The sequence below is a fragment of the Paenibacillus bouchesdurhonensis genome (assembly GCF_900155685.1).
GTDB lineage: Bacteria > Bacillota > Bacilli > Paenibacillales > Paenibacillaceae > Fontibacillus > Fontibacillus bouchesdurhonensis.
This window is the reverse complement of the sequence record NZ_LT732548.1, coordinates 2,556,789-2,582,128: the sequence shown is the minus strand read 5'-3', so window position 1 is coordinate 2,582,128 and position 25,340 is coordinate 2,556,789. Positions and strand designations below refer to the sequence as shown.

The window sequence follows — 25,340 nt, the reverse complement described above, 5'->3', positions numbered from 1 at the left end:
ACGACAAATAAACCTTTTATCGTCGCAATCGTCGCAGCGCTAAAAAGGTCCGAATCCAAAGAAGAGTCACTTTCTCGTTCGTCCCTTCTGTCTCGGTCCTTCTCGGCTCAGAGCAGAATCCGACGCAACCGAATAAATTTACGGTCATGACGGTTATTCACTTCCTCATTACAATGTCCACATAAGTGCAGCTCGAATCATCGATACCGCCTTATGTGGACAGTATAGCAAAGTTTTTTACGGATTACATCCTACAAATTGTACTTCTCCAGAGAAAATAGTGGTTTGCCGTTTATCTTCCTGTATGACGAGAAGTCCGCCATTCTCATCCAGACCCATTGCCCGCCCGCTCACTTCTCCCTGAGCTGTCTTTACAGTAATATCTTGACCCGTCGTGATCGACAACGCCTCCCATAAATGACCTATCGGGGCGAATCCTTCTTCCAAATATAGCCCATAGAGCTTCTCCATCTCCGCCAGAATCAAACCGACCAGCACGGCTCGATCGACCTTCTGGCCGCTTTCAATTTGCAGCGAAGTCGCAATAGGCACAAGCTCAGGCGGCAGGTCACTGGATTCGAGATTCACATCGATGCCGATGCCTGCAATACAGTACCGGATCATTTCATCCTCTCCGACCGACTCCAACAAAATCCCGCATACTTTCCGGCCATTAGCCAGCAGATCATTTGGCCATTTAATGCCGACATCTACTCCCGTTACCGCTCGAACCGCACGACATACTGCGACGGCGCTCAGCAATGTAAGCTGCGGCGCCGATGATAGGGGGAGCTGAGGGCGAAGCAGCAAGCTCATCCATATCCCCTTGCCGGCAGGGGAGTGCCATTTCCGGCCCTGGCGGCCTCTGCCTATCGTCTGTTCCTCAGCAATGACAAGCGTTCCCTCGTCAGCCCCCTGCTCTGCTAGCAGGCGAACCTCCTCCTGGGTGGAGGTCGTTACATCTAACAGCTTCAATCTCCGCCCAAAGGACTTCGTGTTCATCGCCTGCAGCAGGCCGCTATATTCTAATCGTTCTGGCTTGCTGATAAGCCGATACCCCTTGCGGGACACCGCTTCAAATTCATAGCCTTCCTCACGGAGCTTATTGATCTGCTTCCAAACCGCAGTCCGACTGATCGACAACTTTCGACTTATCTCTTCTCCGGACACATACTGCCCCGGCTGGGACAGCAGCAGATCGAGCAAGCGACTATGACTCATTTTGCCTCACCACAGCTTTCACATATTCAAGCAACGCTTTCTTCTCATTCGGGGCATCGCCGACAGCCACAAGCAGCAAAACCTGCTTCATCAGCTCACCAAGCCAAGGCCCGCCCTTTAAGTCTAACGCAGCGAGCACATCTCCGCCGCGTATGGCCAGCTCTTTCAAATCATGAACAGGCACAGCAAGATGCCACTGCATCTCTTCCTCATGAAGACGGAGCCGCGCTTCCCGTCCTTCTCCTCCTGTATAAGCCAGCCATTGGCTCTCACGCTCCAACCATAATCCACTGATAGTTTGTCCGTACAGCAACTGCTGCGACACCCAACTGCGACGAAGGCGCTCGGTTTCTTCCACTTCCAAGCTACTTCTTATCTCGCGCCAAGACGCATCGAACCTCATGATTTCTGCCGTTGTCTCGGCAACCTGATTCGAGAAAGTCCATTCCTTCATCAAAGCTTCCGCTTCAGATCCAGAAACCGCTAATCCTTGAAGCAGCATGGACCACCTAAGCCCCTGGGGCTCGGCCGGCAAATGATTCAGCGCTTGAAGCCGTTGATGCTGCTCCCGAGTCAGCTCTCCCGGCTCTTTAAAGGGAATCTTGGCGTAATGCAGCAGCCGGCTGCGTCGAAGCAGCTCCAGCCCTCGGAGCGGATGGGAACCCAGCACTAGTCGCTCCAGTTCCGCTCTAATGCGCTCCATCGCTACGAAGGATAGTTTATCCCTTCCGTTTGTCAAAGCGCGCCACAGGCTCTTTACAGGCCGGAAACCGAACACCGAGGCAAAACGAATTGCTCGCATCATGCGAAGCGCGTCCTCATTGAACCGCTCCTCCGCCTTTCCTACACAGCGGATGATTCCTTTACGTATGTCCTCCAGCCCTAGAAACGGATCCGTCAGCTCACCGTCCAGGCTGCGGGCAATCGCATTCATTGTGAAGTCGCGCCGCTGCAAGTCTTCTACAATGCCGCTTACAAATTCAACAGCCGAAGGATGCCTATGGTCTTCATAATGGGATTCCTTACGAAAGGTGGTGACCTCGAATGGATAATCCCCCATCAACACTGTGACCGTACCATGCTGCAAGCCGGTCGGAATCGTTCGTTCGAACAAATCCATCACCATCTCAGGCTTCGCTGAGGTCGCGATATCCATATCATGAACCGGACGATCCATCAGTTCGTCACGCACACAGCCTCCAACGAAATAAGCGCTGTGACCAGAGTCCAGCAGTGCTTTAAGCACCTTTTCCCCCTGATGCTGCATCAGGGGGTCTACCTGCTTCCATAGATACATGATCTATAACCTCCAGAGGTTATCCCTCTTTGCGTTCTTCGCCAGCTTAACCCCTTATGCCGATTTCGGCCTTCAGCAATAAGATTATCCGCAAAGCGGCTTCAATACGGGCATCTTGCGTCCAAGCACTTTATAGTAAATACTCTCGTACCTCAGCGTTATAAGCTCGCTGCTAAATTCACCTGTCGCCCTGGCCAAGCAAGCTTCTCGCATCTTATTCGCAAGCTGCTCATCTCTAAGCAGCGTGAGCGTGTCATCGGCCATTCGCCGCGTATCGCCAATCGGCGAGAGGAACCCGGTCTCTCCGTGGGCGACTAGCTCAGGGATTCCACCGGCAAGCGAACCGATCGTAGGAATTCCGCAGGCCATAGCCTCAAGAGCCACGAGTCCGAAGCTCTCTTTCTCAGATGGCAGAAGCAGAACGTCAGCCATTGAAATGACATGAGCGATATCATCCTGCTTGCCGAGAAAATGAACGCGATCGGCAATTCCTAATTCTTTTACCTTCCATTGAATCTTCGGAAGATCCGGCCCCTCCCCTACAAATAGAAGCTGGGATGGAACCTCGGCATTCACCATGTTAAACACATCGACAACATCGCCAACCCGCTTAACCGGACGGAAATTAGAAATATGCATTAGCACCTTCTCACCGGGAGCAGCAAATTCACTCCGGCATGATTTCGTATCACGCGGGTAATACACCCGCTCATCCACAAAATTATAGGTGAGTTCTATATCTCTCGCAATGTCCAGCACATCTCTTGTCTCTCTCATCAGGTCGCGGGAGACCGAGGTTACGGCATCACTCTCATTAATAGCAAGCCGAATTAAATCTTTCAATGATTCATCCTGGGCAAGCACGGTAATGTCCGTACCATGCAGAGTAGTAACTATCTTCAGCTTATCCCCCACCATCTGTTTGGCCAAAAAAGCGCAAACCGCGTGAGGCACCGCATAATGCACATGCAAAATATCAAGATCCTGCTGCTTCGCTACTTGCGCCATCTTCGTGGCCAAGGACAAATCATAGGGCGGATACCGGAACACATAATAATCACTTACTTCCACTTCGTGATAAAAAATATTCTTGTGATAACTTCCCAAGCGAAAAGGAACACTGTGCGCAATAAAGTGAACCTCATGCCCTTTCTCTGCCAACAGCTTGCCAAGTTCGGTTGCCACAACCCCGGAACCGCCAAGTGTCGGATAGCAGGTTATGCCGATTTTTAGAAATGGGTCCATATAGTCAGGGACCTCCTTCATTGTCTTGTGCCTTACCTTCTGAACTTATGTGCTGCTGGATCCGAATAGTTCTATTAAATACGGTGACTTGACTGCAAAGCCTTCGGCATAAGGTATTAGCTTCCGCTGTCCCAGCAAGGCATCCCTCGCTTTAACCCGCTCCACATAACCCTGATTCAAAGGCGTAAGAGCCACATCCTCTCCAGCAACGGCCTGTCCGAATTGTGAGCGGTAGCATTCTAAGGCCTGTTCTTTCAGCGGATAGAACGCGGTCACGTCAACAAGCAAATCAGGCGTTCTCCAATCGTTGATGAAATAGTAATATAAATCGGGTGCCGGAATCGCTGAAATATTCGGCATATACCGGCGCAACTTGGCATTAAAGACAGCTTCTTCCACAAGCTTGCTCGCTGCGACATGATCCGGATGACGATCCTCCCAGTATGGAGCAAATACGATGTCCGGCGACAGTGACCTAATCGCCTCGGTTACAGCAGCAATATTCTCAGGCGAGGCATGCAGCGATCGATCCGGTAATCCCAGATTGCTCCGATGCGACAGCCCCAGTACCCGCGAAGCAGCTGCAGCCTCCTCTTGCCGCAGCTGGACATTACCGTTGGACGATAACTCCGCTTCCGTCAAATCAATGATTCCAACCTTATATCCTGCCGCAGCCTGCTTAGCGATCGTACCGGACATACCGATTTCCGCGTCGTCGGCATGGGCGCCAATGACCAGAATATCCAGCTTAATGCTCATTGGGTTAATCCCGGCTTGTTCTGTTCTACTAGTTCACGCCATGCAAAGTCGCCCCGATCTAGGGCACGGATCAGTATTTCAGCTGTAGCCATATTCGTAGCCACCGGAATGCCATGCACATCGCAAAGACGGAGCAGGGCTGTAATGTCCGGCTCATGCGGCTGAGCCAGGAGCGGATCGCGCAAAAAGATAACGAGATCCATCTCATTTTGGGCGATCAACGAGCCGATTTGCTGGTCGCCGCCCAGTGGGCCGGATAGGAAACGGTGAATTTTCAGCTCCGTGCTCTCCATAATCCGCGCGCCTGTCGTTCCCGTGGAGAACAGTTTTTTATCCTTAAATACATGTTCATAGGCGATAGCTAAGTTAACGATATCTTCTTTTTTACGATCGTGAGCAATAAATGCGATGTTCATCATGTCCGTTATCTCCTTTTTGAGCAGCGTCTGATCTCAGTCCACAAAATGTTCGAAGCCGTAGATTAAGCCTTCATATTCAAGTACTTTCTTAATTGCCAGGTTAACCCCCGGCATATAGCCTGCACGTTCGTATGAATCGTGGCGAATTTTCAAGGTCTGGCCAAATCCTCCGAATATGACTTCCTGTTGGGCAAATACTCCCGGAAGGCGGACGCTGTGAATACGGAAGCCGTTGTAATAGCCGCCCCTCGATCCATCAATCGTCTCCTCTTCATTCGGATTGCCTTGACGTAATTCCTCGCGGTTCATGGCGATCAACTCCGCCGTCTTCACCGCGGTTCCAGAAGGAGCATCAAGCTTCTGATCCCCGTGGTATTCAATAATTTCGAGGTGAGGAAAGTATTTGGCCGCCTGCGCTGCGAATTTCATCATTAGAATAGCTCCAATGGAGAAGTTTGGAGCTATCAGCCCGCCGATTCCTCGCTCCTGACACTGCTTGTCCAAATCCTCGATTTGCTCCGGAGTGAACCCTGTCGTACCGATGACCGGACGTACCCCGTGCTTGATCGCAAGCATCGTATTGGAATACGCCGATTGCGGCGTAGTAAAATCGACCAATACCTGAGGCTTACCTTCTACCAAAGCCAGCTCCAGGTCTTTGCTTAATGTCACGCCGCAAGCAGGAAGACCTACTAATGCTCCAGCATCTACGCCTTCATCCGATAAGTTCACGGCGGCTACAAGACGAAAATCGGGATCTTCCAGAACCATCTTTATTACTTCTTTACCCATTCTGCCGCCTGCTCCAGCAACAGCTACTCTTATTTGTTCAGTCATTTCATGATTACCTCACATTTCCTAGGATGATGATTAATTGATCTCGGATTTAAACCGCTGTTCTAACCTTTGAAGCTGCTTTGTAATGGCCTCGTCCTGAGGAAGCTGCTTAGCTTCCTGAACCGCCTGTAAAGCCAGTGAGTATTGCTGCAACTCGCCATAAGCTATCGCAAGCCATAATTGAGCGATCACGGACAGCGGATCTAAGTGAACCGCCCGCTCAAGCAGTGTAACCGCGGATTTAATCAAACCTCTATGACGAGCATCGGACTGCTCCAGCTGTTTTTTCGCCATGACTGTCAATTCCTTGGACTGCAGCCGATCATAATGTGATCTATATTCCAGATGGGCGGGCTCCAATGTTGCAGCCAAACGCGCATGATGAATTGCCTTCTCCAGTCGGTCACTGCGCGCACAAGTAATAGACAGACGATAATGAATGTCAGCATTGTCCGGGCCATCGGCTAGCGCCTGCTCAAACCAGTGAATCGCTCCTTCAAAATCATTATCGAAGATGCTGCGATAGGCTTTCTTCAAATTTCGTTCAACCTGCATATGCTGTCCCCCCACGATTATGGGCTGATATTACTACAGCATATGAAAAAGCAGGTTAATCGGTGTCCTTTTTAGTCCAGCGATCCGCATCGCGGGTATTAAATTTATGCATCACCTTATTATGGGCCTCGGTCAAATCGATCCCTAGTGAATTAGCAAAACAAATCGTAATGAATAATATATCGCCAAGCTCCAATTCAATGGAATTATCTGCTTCCTCCGGCTTCTTCGGCTTTTCACCATATTGATGATTAACTTCCCGAGCCAGTTCACCAACCTCTTCACTCATCCGGGCAAGCATACTGAGCGGACTGAAGTAGCCTTCCTTAAACTGCGATATGTATTCGTCCACTTCGCGCTGCATTTCTAATAGTGTTTTCTCTTGCAATGCCTAGGCCTCCCCGTCTTTACTCAGGTTTTAACCCTATGTTATCGTAAAGACGTTTTGAAAACAAATCATTTTTTAATCCCCGAATAAAAAGGTATACTATATGAGTTGGCTTCTACTGAAATTAGGGAAAAATCAGAAAAAAGGCGATCAATATTTTTAACAGGTGAGGGATATTCATGAGAACATTCAAGCTTACAAGCTATCTGCGCACGATACTTCCCATCATGCTTGGAACGGCGATCTACGCTTTTGGACTGCTCTACTTCATTATTCCCAATCAATTGATGGAAGGCGGGGTTACAGGCGTAACCATCCTTCTAAATTATGCGTTCGGGATTTCCCCCTCCATTTCAAACCTTGTGCTGAATATACCTCTATTTTTATTGGGTTGGAAAATATTAGGTGGGCGCTCGATCGTTTATACGGGTCTGGGCATCGCTTCCTTGTCCTTTTTCCTGTGGATGTTCGAAAGTATGATTCGTACCGGCTGGATCAATCCATTCACGACCCAAAATGATTACATCCTCGCTTCCCTATACGCGGGCGTTACGCTTGGAGCGGGTCTTGGCCTCGTCTTCCGCTTCGGCGGCACGACTGGAGGCTCAGACATCATCGCCAGAATTCTCGGCCGCAAATATGGCTGGAGTATGGGACAGGTTATCCTAAGCCTGGACGTTATCATTATCGGCCTTTCGCTCTTCTATATCCGAGAGGAGAATATACTGTATACGCTAGTTGCCGTCTTCATCGCCTCCAAGGTCATCGACTTCATTCAAGAGGGTGCCTATTCAGCCAGGGCATTCACCATTATTAGCGACTTCGCCCCTGAAATCGCCGATATCATTACGAAGGAAATGGAACGAGGCGTCACGCTAATACCAGCGGTCGGCGCATATTCCAAACAAGCTAAGCATGTGGCTTATTGCGTCGTGTCCAGACAGGAGATGAGGCGGCTTCGAACCATCGCCAAATCCGTAGACCCAAGAGCCTTCATTATTATTAGCGATGTTCATGACGTACACGGAGAGGGTTTTAAAGAGGATTAGCCCTGCTGTTTGGCATCGGCAGGGCTAAACGGAAAAATCATCATTAGTCGCGGCTTCATTCTCGCTTGTTGAACAAACCGCCATTCCCCTTGGGTCTGCGCACAGAAGAAACGGCTTGTTCGGCTTGATATTTGCGCATTCCGGTATAGGTCAGGGCGAGCATAATCCAGCCGCCAATCAGGCCGCTCCAATACCATGGGCTTCCTGAGCCGATAAGAGGCATAAACACAGGCTCATGACCCTTGCGCCCGAACAGCTCCTGCAGCAACGGAGCTCCCTGGTTGATCGCCTCCTTCAACGCCGCTTCGTCCCAGGAGGCTTCGCTGCCGACCCGCGCGATATACGAAAGCCATGAATCGAATTTATGAATATCCCAAGGTTCTCTTTGAATAATCGCTGCCGGTCTGATCAAGTCATAATTTGCCTGCAAAGACTGCAGCGCCTCCTTAAATTCCGTTCGGTTACCGCCCGAGCGCGCTTTACCCATATCCTGCAAACTGCTGGACATCACTTTGTAGTATTGCCGCCACAAGGCATCCTGTTTATGCGTCAAGCTGTTTACAGCCAATCTTAACCTCGCAGAGGTCTCCATCCACGCTTCCGGGGACAGCTTCACCCGATTTATCGACTCGCGCGTGTCTATAATACATTCAGCCAAAGCATGAATTCCGTCTACCGATGTCAAGCCTTTAAAAGAGAGCCCCTCCAGCGCCTGAATTAATTGATCCATTTCACGATGAACTGTAGATGTATCCATCTGCTGCATCGCATTGTACAATCGCTCCGTCACCGCCTCGAAGCTCCTCAATCTCTCATCCCGCTCTTTAGCGGAAAGCACTGCAGAATCCGTTCCCATGGCAGCGACCATACCCGGGAGCTGTACAGTCCAGCCTACAAATAGCAGTACAGACAACAGCACCAGCAGCGCCCGTCTATTCTTTCCCCGCATCACGGACATCCCCCCTTACCAATCATGGTATGGCAGGCTGTCCCTCGTTAGAACAGAGTTATATTCTTTGGGCCGCTCTCATTGCAATCCAGCCGGCAACTATACTGACACCTGTTAACGCTACGGTAAAGATCATAACTGCGCCGACATTATCCCAAAGCACCTGCGGCAGCCAAGGATATACGCCAAATGAATAATCCACGAAGTCATTGAGGAAGGTCCAGGCGCCAGCTACAAGCAGCATGATCGTTCCGTATTTAAATAGACGCACGAACAATAACGCTTCCACGGCCATAGCTAAATGAGAAGCGACTAGCATCCAATCCTGCCATACCAGCGCATTACCTTGATAGGCTCCGGCAAATATGATGCTTACTGCCCAGACACCGTATTTGACGCTCGTCACGACCGCCAGCGCTTCTATTAGTGTCCGAACTCTATGATACTTCGATAAGGGGTTAGGAAACATTAGAAATAGCAGTGCTAACGTAAAAAACAGACTCGCCGTCGGGCTGTCCGGAACAAATGGAATTAACCAACGCGGATAGTTGGCCCATGTCTCCTGCAGCTGCTCGCCATACCATATGTATCCATAAATCGTGCCTAGAAGATTACTAATAAATAGAGCCCATAATATGAATCGGCTCGAAAGAAATTCCCGGCTCCATAACAAAGACAGTCTCAACACACATGCCCCTTCCATACCTTGGTTTCGCTTGGCAACCCTGGATTCCATGAAACAAAAACCTGATCGCATAATAACGATCAGGTTTTTGTTTCATATCTATTTTACTGCTCGGCTTTTTGTTTCGCAAGCCATTCAGCCAAGTGGTCGATATCCTCATCCGTAAGACCCGCAGTAGTAGCAGCATCATACATCGGCGGCATCGACTTGTATCCATCTTTGATGATTGTTAGGATCTCATCCTTGCTATGCTTGTCTCCGATCCCGCGCAATGAAGGAGCGGCTGTTCCCTTCAAATCAGCGGCGTGGCAGTTGATACAGGTCGCCTTCTTGTAGAATTCCATGGCAGGATCGTCCTTATCTACAATGGCAACTTCTTTTTGCCTTACCGCATTTGAGGTAGGCAAGCCTTGTTCCCGTTTCTCCCTAGCCTCTTCTTCGCGTTGAATGTGCTCAGGCTGCGCTCCCGACGCTTCAAGCTCATGCTTGTAATGCGTCCAGGCTACGTTCGTCAAGTAAACGACCGCTGCAAGAGACAGGAACATCAACGAGGAAGCAATCGGACGGCGATAGAAGCGGCGTTCCTTCCCCCGATCCAGAAACGGAGCGAGCATTAAGCCGCCAAAAGCTACGCCGGGAATACCCAATGTTCCAAGTACTACCCAATCTCCTGAAGCGTACGGATACTTCAAGTACTGATAGAGGAACAGGAAGTACCAGTCCGGCATCGGGATGACCGACGCGCTTGGGTTGGCTGGATAACCGAGCGGCGCTGGCTCCGAAATGGTTAGTACTAGGAAGCCAACAAGTACAACTACGCCAACCATCCATTCTTTTAACAAAAAGTTCGGAATAAATGCCTCCGATTTGCCTGGATATGCCGTATAATCGGGAGGAGTGATAAATCCGTTGCCCTTTCGTACGCGCGAATCGCCGACAAATACGACTTTTTCCTTCGATTTGTCTACGTTAGCCATGTTAATGCCTCCCTTCTCAATTTTATAGCGGACCGGAAATACCCTGTCTGCGGATCATAATAAAGTGTCCTACCAGAAGGATAAGCAGCACGGCCGGAAGGAAGAACACGTGAATAGCGAAGAACCGAGTAAGCGTCTCAGCCCCTACAATGGAACCGCCTTGAAGCAGTTCTTTGATGACAGGTCCGAGAACAGGTACAGAGTTAGCAATTTCCAATGTAACTTTTGTTGCGAAATAGGCTTTGTTGTCCCATGGCAGCAGATATCCGGTCAGACCAAGTCCGATCATGACGAAGAATATGAGCATGCCCACAACCCAGTTCATCTCCCGCGGCGCTTTATACGAGCCTGTGAAGAATACACGCAGGGTGTGGAGGAACATCATGACGATAACCAAGCTTGCTCCCCAGTGATGCATACCGCGGACGATTTGGCCGAATGCGACCTGAGTCTGCAAATACTCGACACTGGCATAAGCATTAATAATATCAGGAACGTAATACATTGTAAGGAACATTCCCGACAGAATCTGGATTACAGTAATAAAGAACGTCAAGCCGCCGAAACAGTACACGAAAGCGGAGAAATGATGCGCAGGGTTAACGTGCTCCGGAACCTCATGGTCTGCAACATCTCTCCAAATCGGCGTGATATCAAGACGTTCATCAATCCAGTTGTACACATTTTTAAACATCCGAATCTACGCCTCCTTATTTCACGATACTATTCGGGATGATATCTCCCAAATAGACCCAATCATCCTTCAGCATGACTTTGTATTCGTCAAGCGGAGCGGATGCAACAGCCAACTGCTTGCCTTCTTTCGTATAGTGCGCGCCATGACAAGGACAATGATACTCGTCAGGGAAATTCGCGTTGCTATTCCAGCCGACCGTACAACCCAAATGCTTACAGATCGGTGAAAGCGCATAAATTTTGCCGCTGTCATCTTTGCGGATCCAAGCGACGAGTGACGCTGTACTCAAGTACCAGCCATCCTGCTGCTGCAGTTCGAACGTGAACTCCTGCGGTTCATTGGTTATCTTACTGGCTTCAACCACCTTAACAAAAGTGCCCTCGCCTTTCTTCTGCAGAATCGGATCTACAGCAAAACGTACCATTGGCAGCGCTGCACCCCCTACCATGAAAGCGGTAGCGCCTCCCAGCGTATATGTAAGAAACTGCCGACGGGACATTTCCTTACGTGTAGGCGGTTTATGCGATGATTCATGCTCGTCGTTATGAATGCTCATACTCTCTTCAACCCCCTTTGCAAGCCAATTCTCTCTCCCGTTTCAATGATAAATATCACATGTTTTGGTAAGACATATTAATAATATATTAGGGTTCTGAGAGCGTCAAGAATATCCGTCGTCTTTTTACGCTCCCGACGCTTAAGGAGTCTATAAAATGTTGATAATTTGTCACAATTAGCATTTTTAGCTCTCTATCCACATTTGTTGAATTTGCCTTCCCAAGACGGCTCCCGCTTCCTGGCTGCCAATCCCCTCAACCCAGCTTGGGTCAACGATTAGATCGGCATTCGTAATCCTTTCCGAAGGCAGGTTCATATCAGCAGATACGACAATAATATAGGCAAATCCGGATAACTTGACATTATGACATATTTCATTTATTTGCGACAAAATATTTTCCCTACCATATTGAAAAGAAGGATAAGTAACTACTCTACCTTTGAAAGGTAGCTCGATCCAGTCCATCACGTCTCTCAATCTCTCCAACGCTGCCGTTACTTCATAGGGCTGCTCGCTCCCGCTTAGCCCAGTAACCGGTATAAGGCATGTGTCTAAATACGGACGCAATTCTTCCCATGTGTCTGCTTCTATTTCACTGAATTTCATAATTATCCCCTTCCTTAATTCTGTAAACATTATATACAGGGATGCCATGAATTAAAAGAACGAAGAAAAAGGAATGCCGTCAGCGGCATTCCTTCAAGTCCTCCAGCGCCTTCAGCTCTTCTGTCAAAGCTCGAAAAGCTTCCTCGTCACCCTTGGCCAAAGCGGAATCAATTTCACTGTAAATTTGCTCGGAACGATGTTTACGCAGAGCTTCATCCCATATCATCTCCGCAGCAAGGCCAAGCATCACTTCGTAAGTTACCTTCATTTGATCCATAGGATGCACCTCCAACTAGATCCTGTATTCTTTTCCTTTCACTACATAACTGTCGGTTGTAAGCTTCATCCGCCGCAAATCGGCTTCCGTAAGCTCGCGGACAACCCTTGCGGGTGAACCCAAAGCAAGCGTATATGGGGGGATAACTGTGTTTTCCGTGACTAAAGAACCTGCTCCTATTAAAGCATATTCACCAATAGCAGCTCCGTTTAAGATGATAGCCCCCATCCCAATTAAAGTGCCTTTGCCTATATGACAGCCGTGGATAATCGCGGCGTGGCCGACAGAGACATTATCTCCAACGATCAAGGGCTGGCCGGTATTCACATGGCCAACAACCCCATCTTGAAGATTGGTTCTCTCGCCAATGACGATCTCCGCTAAATCTCCTCTAAGTACAGCGTTAAACCAAACACTACTATCCTTACCCATGGTTATGTCACCGATAAGCTTTGCACCCTCTGCGACAAATACTGAAGCGTCCACAACAGGTCGTTTTCCACCGTATTCCAGTAACATGATAGCCACTCCTCCGCAATTGATTGGGAGTGATTGTAACAGTACGATTTGCCGTTGTCAATGATGTAAGGAAGCCTATTCTTCATGAGAACTCAACGTTTTTGAAGCTGCTGAACACAGTGTTTCCCGAAGGGCGTCGTCTGTACAAATCTTTCGCGCGAATCGTCTTCACCGATCCGCAGCATTCCCAGATGCAGCATCATCCGCAAAATGCGTTCTTCAAAAATCGACTCCGGAGTATCGTAGAAAAACGGTTTGATCAATAGCTCCATTCTCTCGAACAGCGAAGCTACTGTCACCCATTCGGCGGAACAACGCTCTATCCAATACATCAGAGATAGCAAGTTAGGGATAGGCCCTTTATAAAGTCTTAACCAAAAGCTAACAAACTGTATCATCGGTTCATGTTTATTCTCCGCAAGATACTCGCTTCCGTTAGCGGTCAAAACCAATAATCCACCTTCCTCGCGAATCCACCTCATGTGATAAGCGTAGTCGTACAATAACGCAAGGCGGCTCGGATAATCCTTGAACCTGCGTCCATAACCAAACCTCCAGCCTCTCCCTACCAGCGGTTCGGCAACATGAAGCTTCTCCATAAGCTGCATTTGGTTTCTGCGATACATGACACCTTCCGCATTCAAGGGAATGTCATGATGATTCACATAACCGAGCAGCTCTGTTAAATCCTTTGGGAGCAGGTCGTACTCCTCCCTGTAGACTGTAGGCTCCGTGTCCGCTTTTTTGATCGACGATTTAAAGCGGGTCTCCAGCGTCTCTTTGAAGCGCCGTTTCAAATCCTCGGGAACCTCGAACAGGTACATCGTCCTTGCCGTTGAACCGTTAAACAGCCATCCTCGCTGCCTGAATCTAGTGATGACATCCCTGGGGCTCTCGCGGTCTTTTGCGTCCTGGGTGAAACGCGACTGCTGAGCACAGGCGATTAATTCTTCCAAACTGAACTGGCGTCTACCGTCGAAGAGCAGCATATTCAGAAAGCGTAAGTCTTCCAGGCTTAATTGATCGATATGTTGTTCTATAAACTCTCTTCGCCCAATCGTTTGAAGGATCGACTGTATCAAATCGCGCTTGGAATTTCCGTTGCATTCGCATTGGTAATGATCCGCTATTCTACTAAGCTGTCCGATATCGGCAAAAGTGAGCATTTCCGCCAAGTTCATATTTTACCGCCTCGCTGTTTTACTACCATTATGGGAATATTTGCAGCTTTTATTCCGAAATTCGCAAAAAAAATAACCCGGCTGGTCTGCCGGATTATTTCGTTCCTTTCAAATTTCCCTCTAAATGCCGAGTACAATTATACAGCAGCAAATTCCAATCCCGTTCCTTCTTCTCCACGATTGTCAGCGACAGGTTGCCGATCCGCTCCGTGTATTTGTTGTCATACAAGGCGATATAAAGTTGAGCCAGCAGCGCGCCGTGAGATACAACAAGAATATGCTTATCAGGATAGCGCCCATTCAGCTCTTCCATAAATTCAAGGGCACGCTTGCGAATATCCTCGTCCTTCTCTTGACCAAGATCAAGCGTGTTCCAATCTTTGCCCCATAACGATTCCCGCTCCTCAGAGGTTAAGCCTTCGATTTGACCGAATGCCCGCTCCATTAATCTCGAATCGGGATCATATACTGGGATGCCCAATATATCGGCAATGATCAACCCCGTTTCCTGAGCGCGCGATAAACCGCTAGTAATGATAAAATCCCAAGGCTGCGTATCACTTTCGTATTTAAGCCTTTCCGCTAGCCTGACAGCTTGCTTCCGCCCCTCATCGTTGAGCGGTATATCACTCTGTCCTTGAATTTTGCCTGCCGCGTTCCAATCTGTTAGTCCATGACGAATTAATCCGACAATCATGTAGTACCTCCGCCTAGTTTGCTATGTTGATGGGCAATATATATGGTTGGTTCATTTTTTTTAAAACAAACGCTCCTTCCCGATAGAGGTGAAGAAGCGCTGGGGATTGCTATTTCAATTATCTTCTTACCCGGCGTATGCCCTTGAAAGAGATCAACGCCAGCACCATTCCAGCCATCGATAAAATCATCCAGTACTGTGGATATGCAGGGCCCATTTGCACAACAAATGGCTCAACAATTCCTCTTGATACGCTCGACAGGTCAAATATAGGCAACTCGGAAGCGTTGCTCCGATCCGCCGTCACCACTGCAGGCTGCAAAACGCCTGTTGCTGGCTTGATTGATTGATTGTTCTGGCCATACCCGCCAATGATAAAAACGAGAAAGCTGCACAAGAATACTGCCAAAAAACAGGCTGACCATATCGACACACGTTTTCTAAGGCGATTGGTCACTCTGCTATGCTCACCGCCAGGCGCGAGCCAAGGAGATTCCGCATAGATTCGATCCATAACTATGCGGTTAATTCGCTCGGCTTCCTCAGCTGACACCTCCGCTGGCAGTTCATGGATCATTTCCATACTTTCCTGCCACGCAGAATATTCAGCTGCACAGTATTCGCAGCCCAAAACATGCCACTCCAGCATTTTACGCTGGGGGTGATTGTCCGGTAAGTCGGGCATTAAGCCGAACAGCTCTTGGGCCTCTCTACAATTCATCTGCTTTTCATCCCTTCATACGGCTCGTAAATCTGTTCATAAAAGTAGGGTTCAAGCTGACTTTTCACGCTGCTGCGTGCACGGAACAACAAGGATTTCACCGCGCTCACACTTTGTCCTAGCACGTTCGCGATCTCTTGATAGTCCAATTGGTCGTACTCGCGGAGAATTAACGCCGACCTTTGCTTTTCCGGAAGGTTGTTAATCGCTTCGCGCACCATTCCAACTTTCTCGCTTCTTAGTATCGCTTGCTCTGGCACAAGCTCGCTTGGCGCTACCGGCACAACGCCGCTTTCTTCCAGCGGAACGCTTCCAGCGCGCTGCTTGCGGAGCTCGCTAAGCACGGTATTCCTAGCGATCGTATACAGCCATGTTGAAAATGATGCATCCACTTCACGGAAGGAGTGCAAACTCCGAAATGCTTTATAGAACGTTTCCGAGCATAAATCTTCTGCCATCAGCTCTAAATGAGCACTCTTTAACATGTGGTAGATGAAGGCCAAAATTTTACGTTGATATCTTCGCATTAATTCCGAATACAGCTCCGTATTGCCTTCCTTAATTTCACGAATCATTTGGGAATCCGTCATTTGAGTGCGATCCTCCTCGCCCATCCATGTGCTTCTTCCCGTTCGACTCTCTCCTCTTTATTACCGAACAGGATCCAAAAAGTTGCGGTTTCTAAACAAAATATTTTAAAAACCAAATTATTTCTGTACTACAGGCAGTCATACATTCCTTGAATATTATACCATAGAATTTTGATTTGAAAAATAAAAGCTATGTAGCCTACTTCTAATGACTAGACGCAAGCCGCCGGCATAAGGTTGCATAAATTTTCTATTCAATTCAGAAAGCAAAAAAAAAAGACCACTTCGCAAAGTGGTCACTGCTCAATTTAGAGCAACAGTTATTGGATAGGAGTGGAGAGAAACCATACTGTAGTTCTATTATATTGTATACGTTTTCATTCTGTCAACACTATTTTTAAAATCGCTTACATTTACATTTAGCAGAAGGTGCCGAGCACCTTCGCCGCTTAAACATACACTTTATAATTCAAAGATTGCAGCAGCTGCTTCGCCCGCTCCATCTCCGGCTCCTGGCGAAATGACAAGCGCATGACCCCAGGTACGTCCTCACGGCTCTCAATAATTTGCATATTGCTGAGGTTAATGTGCTGATCGCCGAGCAGCGTTGCAATCTGTCCGATAATACCAGGGTGATCCGGGACGTCGATATAAATATCATACAGCGAAGTAATCGCGCCTTTGCGCCGCTCCGGCAGCTCGCTGCGGAATTGGTTGGCGGTTTTGAACGCTGCCTCAATGCCCTCTCCATCTTGCGATTCCAGCAATTGAATGAAGCCCTCGATTTCATAGTTCCAATCTTTCAGCAAAGTAAGCAGAATCTTCCGATTGCTGAGGAGAATGTCGCGCCATATAACGGGATCACTTGAAGCGATCCGCGTGATATCCCGAAACCCGCCAGCGGCCAGCCTGCGATACAAGCTATTGGCGTCTGCATCGTTGTAACCGCGAATTTGATTCACAAGAGCTACCGCAATAATATGCGGCAAATGGCTGATCGCACCGACAATTTCATCATGCAGCACCGGATCCACCCGGACGATCTGCGCTTTCGTATGCGATAGGAGCTTCTCCAGTTGCTCATAGGACTCCTCTGGGACATCCTCTGAAGGTGTCAACACATAATACGCATTTTCAAATAGCAGCGAAGAGGCCGCCTCCACCCCAGAGCGCTCCGATCCGGCCATCGGATGGCCGCCGATGAAATGAACCCCCGAACGGTTGAACGTTGCCGCACAAGCAGCTACCGAGGCTTTCGTGCTGCCTACATCCGTAATAATACATCCTTCTTTCAGCGGCAGCTCGCTCAGCTTATGCAAATACGGCTCTAGCTTTCCTACTGGCACACACAAAAAAATGAAGTCGGCGTCTGACGCCGCTTCTTCCATAGATAAGGTCACGGCGTCTACGACGCCGCGCTCCATAATTCTTTGTTGAGACTCCCGGCGATGGCTATGCCCGACAACAGTTATGCCGGGCTTGCCCTTCAGGCAAAGCGCCAGTGAGCCGCCGATCAATCCTACTCCGAAAATAGCTACTTTGATTGACATGAATTCTCACTCGATTTCTACGATTTGGATTTACAACACACTTTTGTTCCAAGCTAGACTTGGACTTGATCTTTGTTCAATACTTGCTCTAAAGCAGCGATAAACTTCGCATTCTGTTCTTTGCTTCCTACAGTCACACGGATATAGTCCGGGTACTTGCCAAAACCGGAACGAACGATAATGCCAAGCTTCATGATCGCCTGGAACACTTCCCCGCCCGGCTTATTAACCTTAACCATCATGAAGTTGCCATGCGCTGGAAAATAAGCCAAGCCAAGACGATCGAACTCTGCGCTTAAAAATTGAATGCCTTCGGCGTTCTTCTCGCGGCACTCCTGTACGAACTCTTGATCAGCAATCGAGGCCTTGGCAGCCGCTTGACCGAAGCGGGAAGTATTAAACGGTTCTCGTACCCGATTAATTAACTGAATAACCTCCGGCAGTCCAACACCATAACCAATCCGCAAGGAAGCAAGCCCATAAATTTTGGAGAACGTACGCAGTACAATGACGTTAGGATACTTGCTTAGCAGACTGATTCCGTTTGGATAAGAATCGTCGGTGACGTATTCCGCATAAGCCTCATCAAGTACAACGAGAACATGATCTGGAACGCGGTCAAGGAAAGATCTCAAAGCATCATCTGAAACGATAGTACCCGTCGGGTTGTTTGGATTGCAAATCCAGACAATCTTTGTCTTCTCTCCGACTTTAGCAAGCATCCCCTCTAAATCATGCGTCCCGTCCTGCAGCGGGACTTCAATAACGGCCGCTCCTTCGATCTGCGAATTCGTATCGTAGACCGAAAAGGTCTGGTCAGCCATAACCGTTTCGTCCCCAGGCAGCAAAAACGCCCGGCAGATCAACGCGATAACTTCATCTGAGCCGCAGCCAAAAATAATTTGTTCCCGCTTCACACCCAAATGCTCGGCAAGCATTTCTGTTAGTTCCGCCGCGCTGCCGTCCGGGTATTGCGTGATGTTGGTGAATTCTGCTTCAATGGCCGCGCGGGCACGCGGAGAGCAGCCATATGGGTTTTCATTGGAGGCCAGTTTAATGACTTCCTCCAAGCCTAGTTCCTTTCTCACTTCCTCAGCAGGCTTGCCTGGCTGGTAAACAGGAAGGTTGACTATTCGGGATTTTGGCAGCATCTGAAGCTCCTCCTTCAATAACGACTATGATTTTAATTGTGCCACAAAGTTACGGATTTGCAATAAGCCCTGTGATTTCGTATCTTTATTTTGTAATAAAGGAATAGATTCCTCAATTTTACGTACAATCGCACTGCCGATTACGACACCGTCACAAATTTCCGAGAAGCGGCGTACCTGCTCTTTGCTGGAAATTCCGAAGCCGATCGCTACAGGCAAGTCGGTTTGGGCTCTAACAGTATTTATGAACTGCTCCACGCCATCATAGAACGAAGTCCTTTCCCCAGTAACGCCAAGGGACGAGACGCAGTAAATAAACCCTCTTGCAGAGGACATGATCCGGGCAATCCGGTCGTTGGAGGTTGGAGCGACAAGCGGAACGAGCCTAATGTTAGCCGCATCAGCAAGCGCAAGTACCTCCGGCGATTCCTCAAAAGGTAGGTCAGGAATAATAAGACCGCTAATCCCCGTCTCCTGCAGCATGGCGAAGAATCGCTCAAGCCCGATTTGCAGGGCAGGATTATAGTAAGTAAACAGCACGAACGGCATCGTCACACCGCGCTCCTTAGCCTTGCGCGCGGTATCCAGACAAGTCTGGATTGTTATTTGGCGCACAAGGGCCCGCTCGGAAGCACGCTGAATGACGGGGCCGTCAGCTAATGGATCAGAATACGGAACGCCAAGCTCCACAATATCAGCACCGGCGTCCTGTAGAGTCACGAGAATATCTACGGTTGTATCTGGATCCGGATCGCCGACGGTGATAAACGGCATAAGCGCTGTTTTTCCCTCGGCTTTAAGCCGTTCAAAAGTCAAATCCAATTCATTTAATGCCGCTGCATTCATGAGTGCTCCGCTCCTTCCGTATAAGCCATGATCGACTCGACATCTTTATCCCCGCGCCCCGATAGGCAAATGACGATAATTTCATCCCTGTTCATCGAAGGAGCAAGCTTCGTAACCTGTGCCACGGCATGCGCGGACTCCAGCGCAGGAATAATGCCTTCCGTACGGCTTAGCATTCCAAGCGCTTCCAGGGCCTCTGCATCCGTAATCGGCACATACTTCGCTCGCTTAATATCCTTCAAATACGAATGCTCGGGCCCGACGCCGGGATAATCGAGTCCCGCCGAAATGGAATGCGCCGGCAGCACTTGCCCGTGATCATCCTGAAGCAAATAGCTCATCGATCCTTGGAATACCCCTTTTGTCCCCTTGGTCATCGTTGCCGCGTGATACTCGGTATCCACCCCTCTGCCCGCAGCCTCTACACCGATCAGTTGAACGGATGTGTCCTCTACGAAAGGATAGAACATGCCGATCGCATTGCTGCCCCCGCCGACCGCAGCAACGAGCATATCAGGCAGCCGCCCCTCCGCCTCTATGATTTGCCGGCGCGTCTCATCGCCGATAACACGCTGGAAGTTACGCACCATCATCGGGTATGGATGCGGCCCTGTCGCTGACCCAAGAATGTAGAAGGTGTCCTGAACGTTGCTCACCCAATAGCGAAGCGCTTCGTTGCACGCATCCTTCAATGTGCGCGTCCCGGACATAACAGGCACAACCTCGGCTCCAAGCAGTTTCATTCGAAATACGTTAAGCTGCTGGCGCTTCGTGTCCTCCTCGCCCATGAACACCTTGCATTCCAGCCCAAGCAAGGCGGCTACCGTTGCAGTCGCTACACCATGCTGTCCGGCGCCGGTCTCCGCAATGACCTTGTTCTTGCCCATCCGCTTGGCCAGCAAGGCTTGCCCGATCGCGTTATTGATTTTATGCGCTCCGGTATGGTTCAAATCCTCGCGCTTCAAATATATCTTGGCTCCGCCCAGATGTTCCGTCAATCGCTTCGCATAATAGAGCGGAGTTTCCCTGCCCGAATATTGCTTCAATAAATAGCGGATATCCTCCAAAAATTCTGGATCATCCTCGTATTTACGGTATGATTCCTCCAGTTCGATGAGCGCGTTCATTAATGTCTCCGGCACATAACGGCCGCCAAAGGGACCAAATCGCCCCTGTTCGTCAGGTACTTGCGTCATTTCCCTTTCACCCTCTCCACGAATGCTCTTACTTTAGTAATATCCTTTACTCCGTCCGTCTCTACACCGCTGGATACGTCTACCCCATCCGGCGAGAGGCAACTAATCAGTTCCTCCACATTACCGGGATGAAGACCGCCTGCAGCAAGGAACTCTATCTTATGCTGCTTCGCCCATGCCTTGTAGGGCTCCGCTCGTTCCCAAGCAAAGGTCTTGCCTGAGCCTCCGCCATATAACGGATCGTACGTGTCCAATAGCAGACCGTCAATTACGCCTTCATATCCGGCCAACGGACGTTCGTGATGAATCGAGCCATCTTCTTTAACTGACAAAGCCTTAAAAATCTTCATCCCGAACGCCTGCTTCACCTCTCGGCAAAACTCAGGCGTTTCCAAACCATGCAGCTGTATTATATCGAGAGGAGCCTCCGCTAAAATTCGCGAAAGCTCCGGTAGAGTCGGATTAACGAACACGCCCACGCTTGCTGGAGCGGTTCCCGCTATCCATTCCTGAAGTATAGGAATTAGTTCAGCAGCCTGAGCCCCGCTTACCTGACGCTTGCTCTTGGCGAACACAAAGCCAATATAATCTATAGGTAAGTGTACCATAGATTTTAGCACTTCAACGGATTGAAGTCCACAAATTTTTACCGCTGTACTGCTCATTTTCTAAGGGCTCCCTTCACCTATAAGATTATTGTCCGATTTTGCTCCGTGAACCCATAACATCATACACGGCCTGCTCCACATCCGGCTGACGCATGAACGTCTCGCCAATGAGCACGCCTTTAGCCCCGCAATCCGCCAAAAACTGAATATCCCCCGGCGTTTGGATGCCGCTCTCGCTAATCAGCGTAACATCGTCAGGGATCTGCTTCGCCAAATCCGCCGTCACTTGCAGCGTCGTCTCAAACGTCTTTAAATTACGATTATTAATGCCGATCAGCTTAGCCGTTCCGAGGCTGAGCACACGATCCAGTTCAGTTTGATCATGAACTTCCACCAAGGAATCAAGCCCTAGCGAAGCTGCAACCTGCAGATAATCCCGCAGCTGTGTATCGTCTAGAATAGCCGCGATCAGCAGCACCGCATCTGCCCCAAGCAGCCTTGCTTCATAAATTTGCCGTTCATCGATAATAAAATCCTTCCGTAATAACGGCAGCTGGACAGCCTCGCGAATGGCTTGCAAATAGTCACCACTGCCCTGAAAATAAGCTACATCAGTAAGAACAGAAATGCAGTCTGCTCCAGCAGCCTCATAGCTGCGGGCAATTTCCACCGGATGGAAATCCGGACGAATCAAGCCTTTGGATGGGGAGGCCTTCTTTACTTCGGCAATTAGCCCCAGCTTCCGCTTACGCCCTTCCGTCAATGCCCGATGAAAGCCGCGAGCCGGGCTCATGCCGGCAATGAGCCGCTCGGCTTCATTTTGCGAGAAATCAGCTGCCAATGCAGCAACTTCCTGACGCTTCGTTTCCACAATTTTATCAAGATACATAGCTAAGTGCCTCCGTAGTTTTAATTAGCTGCTCCAGTTTACCATAAGCTTTGCCAGAATCAATCGATTCCGCAGCGATAACTACTCCTTCGCGGATACTGTCCGCTAGACCCGAAACGTAAATGCATGCACCAGCATTGGCGAGCACAACATCCCGATAAGCTCCCTTCTCTCCTTGCAGTACGCGGCGAATAATGTCCGCGTTCGTGGCCGGGTCGCCACCCATCATCTCGCTAAGCGGATAAGTGCCAAGGCCAAGCTCGCTTGGATGCACATCATAGGTCGTCACGGTTCCGTTTCTCAATTCCGAGATTCGCGTTGCCGATGAGATGCTGATCTCATCCAGTCCTTCGTGACTCGTCACAACAAGAGCACGCTTTAGCCCCAGCTCTTTTAATACTTCAGCAACAGTCTCTGTCTTATCCCGATCATAAATGCCCAGCACCTGACGATCCGCTCCTGCCGGATTCGTCAAAGGCCCAAGCATATTGAACACCGTGCGCACGCCCAACTCTTTACGCGGAGCCGCGGCATATTTCATGGACGGATGATACAACTGGGCGAAGAGGAAGCAAATGCCGATATCATCCAAGCAATGCTTCGCCTGATCCGCACTGAGATGAATGTTCACGCCGAGCGCTTCAAGCACATCAGCACTTCCGGCACGGCCCGAGGCCGAACGATTGCCATGCTTGGCGACACGGACGGATACCGATGAAGCAACGATAGCCGATGTCGTAGAAATATTGAATTTATGAATGCCAGAGCCTCCAGTACCGCAAGTATCCAGCAGTTGTTTCGTTTCCGTATGCAGACGATTGGCGTGATTGCGCATCACTTCAGCAAACCCGGCGATCTCGTCGACCGTCTCTCCTTTGATGCGAAGAGCCGTCAAGAGCCCACCGATCTGGGCATGGGTCAGTTCGCCGTTCATCAGCATCTCCATCACACCGCGCGCTTCCTCCCGCTCTAAATTCTGACCTTGTATCAATCGGTTAAATACCGTTTGCAGTATTTGCTGTCCGCTCATAGTTCCTTCCTCCTCATCCTTATTTTCATTACGGGGTATATTCATACAAATAATCTTGGTTGATGACCGCCTCGTCGCCCGTTTCTGGTGGAAACATCGCTTCAGCGGTTCGGATCGCCTTCAACAGCGCCTTCGCCTTGTTCATCGACTCCTGATATTCATTCTCCGGCAGCGAATCCCATACGACTCCGCCACCAGCCTGCACATACGCTTTGCCGTTCTTGAAGACGATCGTGCGAATCGTAATACAGGAATCCATATTCCCTGAGAAGCCTAAATAACCGATTGCGCCTGCATAAGTGCCACGAGCTTCACGCTCCAGCTCGGCGATGATCTCCATCGCCCGCAGCTTCGGAGCCCCGGAAACTGTGCCTGCCGGCAGGCAAGAGATGAAGGCATCGAAGAAATCCTTGTCGCTCCGCAGCTTGCCGGATACTTTGGATACCATATGCATCACATGGGAATACCGCTCGATGTCCATGTAGCTTTCGCATTTCACGGTGCCAAATTCGGAGACACGGCCCAGGTCATTCCGTCCTAAATCAACGAGCATCACATGCTCTGCCCGCTCCTTCTCATCCTGAAGCAAATCGGCCTCCAGCTCCTGGTCTTCCTCGACAGTTGCTCCCCGTGGCCTTGTTCCAGCAATAGGGCGCGTTTCAACCCGCTCCCCTTCAACCTTTACGAGCGCCTCCGGTGAAGTTCCAACAATGATTTCCTCGCCCATTTTCAAATAATACATGTAGGGGGAAGGATTCATCGTGCGTAAAACCCGGTAAACATGGAGCGGATCTACCTCCGTCTCGATATGGAAACGCTGTGACAGCACTACTTGAAAAATATCACCCGCCCGGATATATTCCTTGCCTTTCTCCACCATTTCAAGGTATTGCTGCTTGGTCATGTTGGATTGAATATCCCCAAGCTCCACGTCGCCGGGAACCGGTCTGCGGTTCAATCGTTCGCCCGGCCCCTCATCCAGCAGCAGATCTGCCATCTCATCCAATGCTCGCTGTGCCTGCTCATAGGTTTGGCGAATATCTTCGTCGCTATCGCCTTCCTGAACATGGACATTCGAGACGAGCAAAATTTGCTGTTTGACATGGTCGAACACAATCACACGGTCACAGAACATAAACTGAATGTCTTGCAAATTCATATCATCTACTTGATGGGCTGGCAGCTTCTCGTAATATTGCAGCAAATCGTAACCGAAAAATCCGATCGCACCGCCTGTAAACGGAGGCATCTCCGGCAGCTTCGGGCTGCGGTATTTCCGCAGAATCGCTTTTAACTCTTCCAACGGCTTGCCAGCTAATTCCGTCTGCTCTCCCGCCCGCTCGATGACCACCTTGCCTTTCTTTGCTTTAACCATCATGAAAGGATCCGTTCCAATGAAGGAATATCTGGCCCACTGAATTCCTCCCTCTACACTTTCCAGCAAAAATGCCTGGTCTCGCTGAGCGACCCGGCGAAAAATGCGGATCGGCGTCTCCATATCAGCCAGCAGTGGACGTACAATGGGGATTAAATTATATTCCTTGGCCAGTTTGATTACCTCTTCTACATGCGCGGTTGTCATGTCCTTCACTTCCTTCTCCTCAACGTTTATGATCCTTTCAAACAATTAGGCTCTAGGTAAAAAGCTTCGTTGCTGTATAAATAAAAAAACCTCTACCGAAGTAGAGGTTGGTTAGACTCACAAGTTTATATACGGCTATGCAGATCCCTTGAATACAAGAAACAAATTAGCGATAGACCACGGTATCTCAAAATAACGACAGCTGGAGACACTATGCCCCTACTCATCATTAATAAGAATATCCGAATCTATAACTATCG

29 protein-coding genes are annotated in these 25,340 nt (G+C 49.4%); 1 reads left to right on the top strand and 28 read right to left on the bottom strand.

The window, feature by feature from the left end; translation table 11 throughout:
- Window positions 1–237: 237 nt before the first annotated feature.
- The 8 genes from CZ379_RS15955 to CZ379_RS15920 form a co-directional block, all read right to left on the bottom strand.
- Window positions 238–1,221: a biotin--[acetyl-CoA-carboxylase] ligase gene (locus CZ379_RS15955; protein ID WP_110932524.1), complete on the bottom strand. Its 984-nt coding sequence runs from the start codon at window positions 1,219–1,221 to the stop codon at window positions 238–240.
- Complete coding sequence (locus CZ379_RS15950; protein WP_110932523.1) at window positions 1,211–2,518, bottom strand: CCA tRNA nucleotidyltransferase; 1,308 nt, start codon at window positions 2,516–2,518, stop codon at window positions 1,211–1,213. The genes CZ379_RS15955 and CZ379_RS15950 overlap by 11 nt, the downstream gene beginning before the upstream one ends.
- Before the next feature lie 84 nt (window positions 2,519–2,602).
- The gene (gene bshA / locus CZ379_RS15945; RefSeq protein WP_110932522.1) at window positions 2,603–3,763 is read right to left on the bottom strand and encodes an N-acetyl-alpha-D-glucosaminyl L-malate synthase BshA; all 1,161 of its coding nucleotides are present in this window, start codon (window positions 3,761–3,763) and stop codon (window positions 2,603–2,605) included.
- Window positions 3,764–3,808: 45 nt separating this feature from the next.
- A complete protein-coding gene (gene bshB1 / locus CZ379_RS15940) occupies window positions 3,809–4,522 on the bottom strand; it encodes a bacillithiol biosynthesis deacetylase BshB1 (RefSeq protein ID WP_110932521.1) in 714 nt (237 codons plus the stop codon).
- Window positions 4,519–4,941, bottom strand: coding sequence for a methylglyoxal synthase (locus tag CZ379_RS15935; protein WP_199925630.1), 423 nt, complete (start codon window positions 4,939–4,941; stop codon window positions 4,519–4,521). The genes bshB1 and CZ379_RS15935 overlap by 4 nt, the downstream gene beginning before the upstream one ends.
- 33 nt (window positions 4,942–4,974) lie before the next feature.
- Window positions 4,975–5,778, bottom strand: a complete 804-nt coding sequence (gene dapB / locus CZ379_RS15930; RefSeq protein ID WP_110932520.1) for a 4-hydroxy-tetrahydrodipicolinate reductase — start codon at window positions 5,776–5,778, stop codon at window positions 4,975–4,977.
- A gap of 33 nt (window positions 5,779–5,811) precedes the next feature.
- Window positions 5,812–6,333, bottom strand: coding sequence for a tetratricopeptide repeat protein (locus CZ379_RS15925; RefSeq protein ID WP_110932519.1), 522 nt, complete (start codon window positions 6,331–6,333; stop codon window positions 5,812–5,814).
- Between the two features lie 55 nt (window positions 6,334–6,388).
- Window positions 6,389–6,697, bottom strand: a complete 309-nt coding sequence (locus CZ379_RS15920) for a nucleotide pyrophosphohydrolase (RefSeq protein ID WP_110934409.1) — start codon at window positions 6,695–6,697, stop codon at window positions 6,389–6,391.
- A 203-nt stretch (window positions 6,698–6,900) separates the two neighbouring features.
- Between CZ379_RS15920 and CZ379_RS15915 the strand changes: the two genes are divergently transcribed.
- Window positions 6,901–7,770, top strand: a complete 870-nt coding sequence (locus CZ379_RS15915; RefSeq protein WP_110932518.1) for a YitT family protein — start codon at window positions 6,901–6,903, stop codon at window positions 7,768–7,770.
- 55 nt (window positions 7,771–7,825) lie between these two features.
- Here the strand turns inward: CZ379_RS15915 and CZ379_RS15910 are convergent, their stop codons facing one another.
- From CZ379_RS15910 to trpE, 20 genes are all read right to left on the bottom strand, one after another.
- Entirely contained in the window at window positions 7,826–8,719 is an 894-nt protein-coding gene (locus CZ379_RS15910) for a sporulation protein YpjB (RefSeq protein WP_234404924.1), read from the bottom strand.
- A gap of 58 nt (window positions 8,720–8,777) precedes the next feature.
- On the bottom strand, window positions 8,778–9,404 hold the full coding sequence (locus CZ379_RS15905; RefSeq protein ID WP_110932516.1) for a DUF1405 domain-containing protein: 627 nt from the start codon (window positions 9,402–9,404) through the stop codon (window positions 8,778–8,780).
- A 104-nt stretch (window positions 9,405–9,508) separates the two neighbouring features.
- Entirely contained in the window at window positions 9,509–10,381 is an 873-nt protein-coding gene (locus CZ379_RS15900) for a menaquinol-cytochrome c reductase cytochrome b/c subunit (protein ID WP_110932515.1), read from the bottom strand.
- A 22-nt stretch (window positions 10,382–10,403) separates the two neighbouring features.
- A complete protein-coding gene (qcrB, locus tag CZ379_RS15895) occupies window positions 10,404–11,075 on the bottom strand; it encodes a menaquinol-cytochrome c reductase cytochrome b subunit (protein WP_009226991.1) in 672 nt (223 codons plus the stop codon).
- A gap of 16 nt (window positions 11,076–11,091) precedes the next feature.
- The gene (locus tag CZ379_RS15890) at window positions 11,092–11,634 is read right to left on the bottom strand and encodes a Rieske 2Fe-2S domain-containing protein (protein ID WP_110932514.1); all 543 of its coding nucleotides are present in this window, start codon (window positions 11,632–11,634) and stop codon (window positions 11,092–11,094) included.
- Window positions 11,635–11,820: 186 nt separating this feature from the next.
- Window positions 11,821–12,243 (bottom strand): DUF2487 family protein, encoded by a 423-nt coding sequence (locus CZ379_RS15885; RefSeq protein WP_110932513.1) that lies wholly within the window; start codon window positions 12,241–12,243, stop codon window positions 11,821–11,823.
- A gap of 79 nt (window positions 12,244–12,322) precedes the next feature.
- Window positions 12,323–12,520, bottom strand: coding sequence for an IDEAL domain-containing protein (locus CZ379_RS15880; protein ID WP_110932512.1), 198 nt, complete (start codon window positions 12,518–12,520; stop codon window positions 12,323–12,325).
- A 15-nt stretch (window positions 12,521–12,535) separates the two neighbouring features.
- On the bottom strand, window positions 12,536–13,039 hold the full coding sequence (locus CZ379_RS15875; RefSeq protein WP_110932511.1) for a gamma carbonic anhydrase family protein: 504 nt from the start codon (window positions 13,037–13,039) through the stop codon (window positions 12,536–12,538).
- 92 nt (window positions 13,040–13,131) lie between these two features.
- The gene (locus CZ379_RS15870; RefSeq protein WP_110932510.1) at window positions 13,132–14,220 is read right to left on the bottom strand and encodes a hypothetical protein; all 1,089 of its coding nucleotides are present in this window, start codon (window positions 14,218–14,220) and stop codon (window positions 13,132–13,134) included.
- A gap of 94 nt (window positions 14,221–14,314) precedes the next feature.
- Entirely contained in the window at window positions 14,315–14,917 is a 603-nt protein-coding gene (locus CZ379_RS15865) for a histidine phosphatase family protein (RefSeq protein WP_110932509.1), read from the bottom strand.
- A 118-nt stretch (window positions 14,918–15,035) separates the two neighbouring features.
- Entirely contained in the window at window positions 15,036–15,638 is a 603-nt protein-coding gene (locus CZ379_RS15860) for an anti-sigma factor (RefSeq protein ID WP_110932508.1), read from the bottom strand.
- Window positions 15,635–16,228, bottom strand: coding sequence for an RNA polymerase sigma factor (locus CZ379_RS15855; protein ID WP_110932507.1), 594 nt, complete (start codon window positions 16,226–16,228; stop codon window positions 15,635–15,637). Before CZ379_RS15855 ends, CZ379_RS15860 begins: the two co-directional genes overlap by 4 nt.
- A 449-nt stretch (window positions 16,229–16,677) precedes the next feature.
- Window positions 16,678–17,778, bottom strand: coding sequence for a prephenate dehydrogenase (locus CZ379_RS15850; protein WP_110932506.1), 1,101 nt, complete (start codon window positions 17,776–17,778; stop codon window positions 16,678–16,680).
- Between the two features lie 53 nt (window positions 17,779–17,831).
- Window positions 17,832–18,929 carry a histidinol-phosphate transaminase gene (hisC, locus tag CZ379_RS15845; RefSeq protein WP_110932505.1) on the bottom strand — a complete coding sequence of 366 codons (1,098 nt, stop codon included), beginning with the start codon at window positions 18,927–18,929 and terminating at the stop codon, window positions 17,832–17,834.
- A gap of 24 nt (window positions 18,930–18,953) precedes the next feature.
- Window positions 18,954–19,775, bottom strand: a complete 822-nt coding sequence (gene trpA / locus CZ379_RS15840) for a tryptophan synthase subunit alpha (protein ID WP_110932504.1) — start codon at window positions 19,773–19,775, stop codon at window positions 18,954–18,956.
- Entirely contained in the window at window positions 19,772–20,971 is a 1,200-nt protein-coding gene (trpB, locus tag CZ379_RS15835; RefSeq protein WP_110932503.1) for a tryptophan synthase subunit beta, read from the bottom strand. The genes trpA and trpB overlap by 4 nt, the downstream gene beginning before the upstream one ends.
- On the bottom strand, window positions 20,968–21,636 hold the full coding sequence (locus CZ379_RS15830; RefSeq protein ID WP_110932502.1) for a phosphoribosylanthranilate isomerase: 669 nt from the start codon (window positions 21,634–21,636) through the stop codon (window positions 20,968–20,970). The genes trpB and CZ379_RS15830 overlap by 4 nt, the downstream gene beginning before the upstream one ends.
- Before the next feature lie 28 nt (window positions 21,637–21,664).
- Window positions 21,665–22,468 (bottom strand): indole-3-glycerol phosphate synthase TrpC, encoded by an 804-nt coding sequence (gene trpC / locus CZ379_RS15825; RefSeq protein ID WP_110932501.1) that lies wholly within the window; start codon window positions 22,466–22,468, stop codon window positions 21,665–21,667.
- Window positions 22,458–23,498: an anthranilate phosphoribosyltransferase gene (gene trpD, locus CZ379_RS15820; protein WP_110932500.1), complete on the bottom strand. Its 1,041-nt coding sequence runs from the start codon at window positions 23,496–23,498 to the stop codon at window positions 22,458–22,460. The genes trpC and trpD overlap by 11 nt, the downstream gene beginning before the upstream one ends.
- Window positions 23,499–23,526: 28 nt before the next feature.
- Complete coding sequence (gene trpE, locus CZ379_RS15815) at window positions 23,527–25,080, bottom strand: anthranilate synthase component I (RefSeq protein WP_110932499.1); 1,554 nt, start codon at window positions 25,078–25,080, stop codon at window positions 23,527–23,529.
- Window positions 25,081–25,340: the final 260 nt, after the last annotated feature.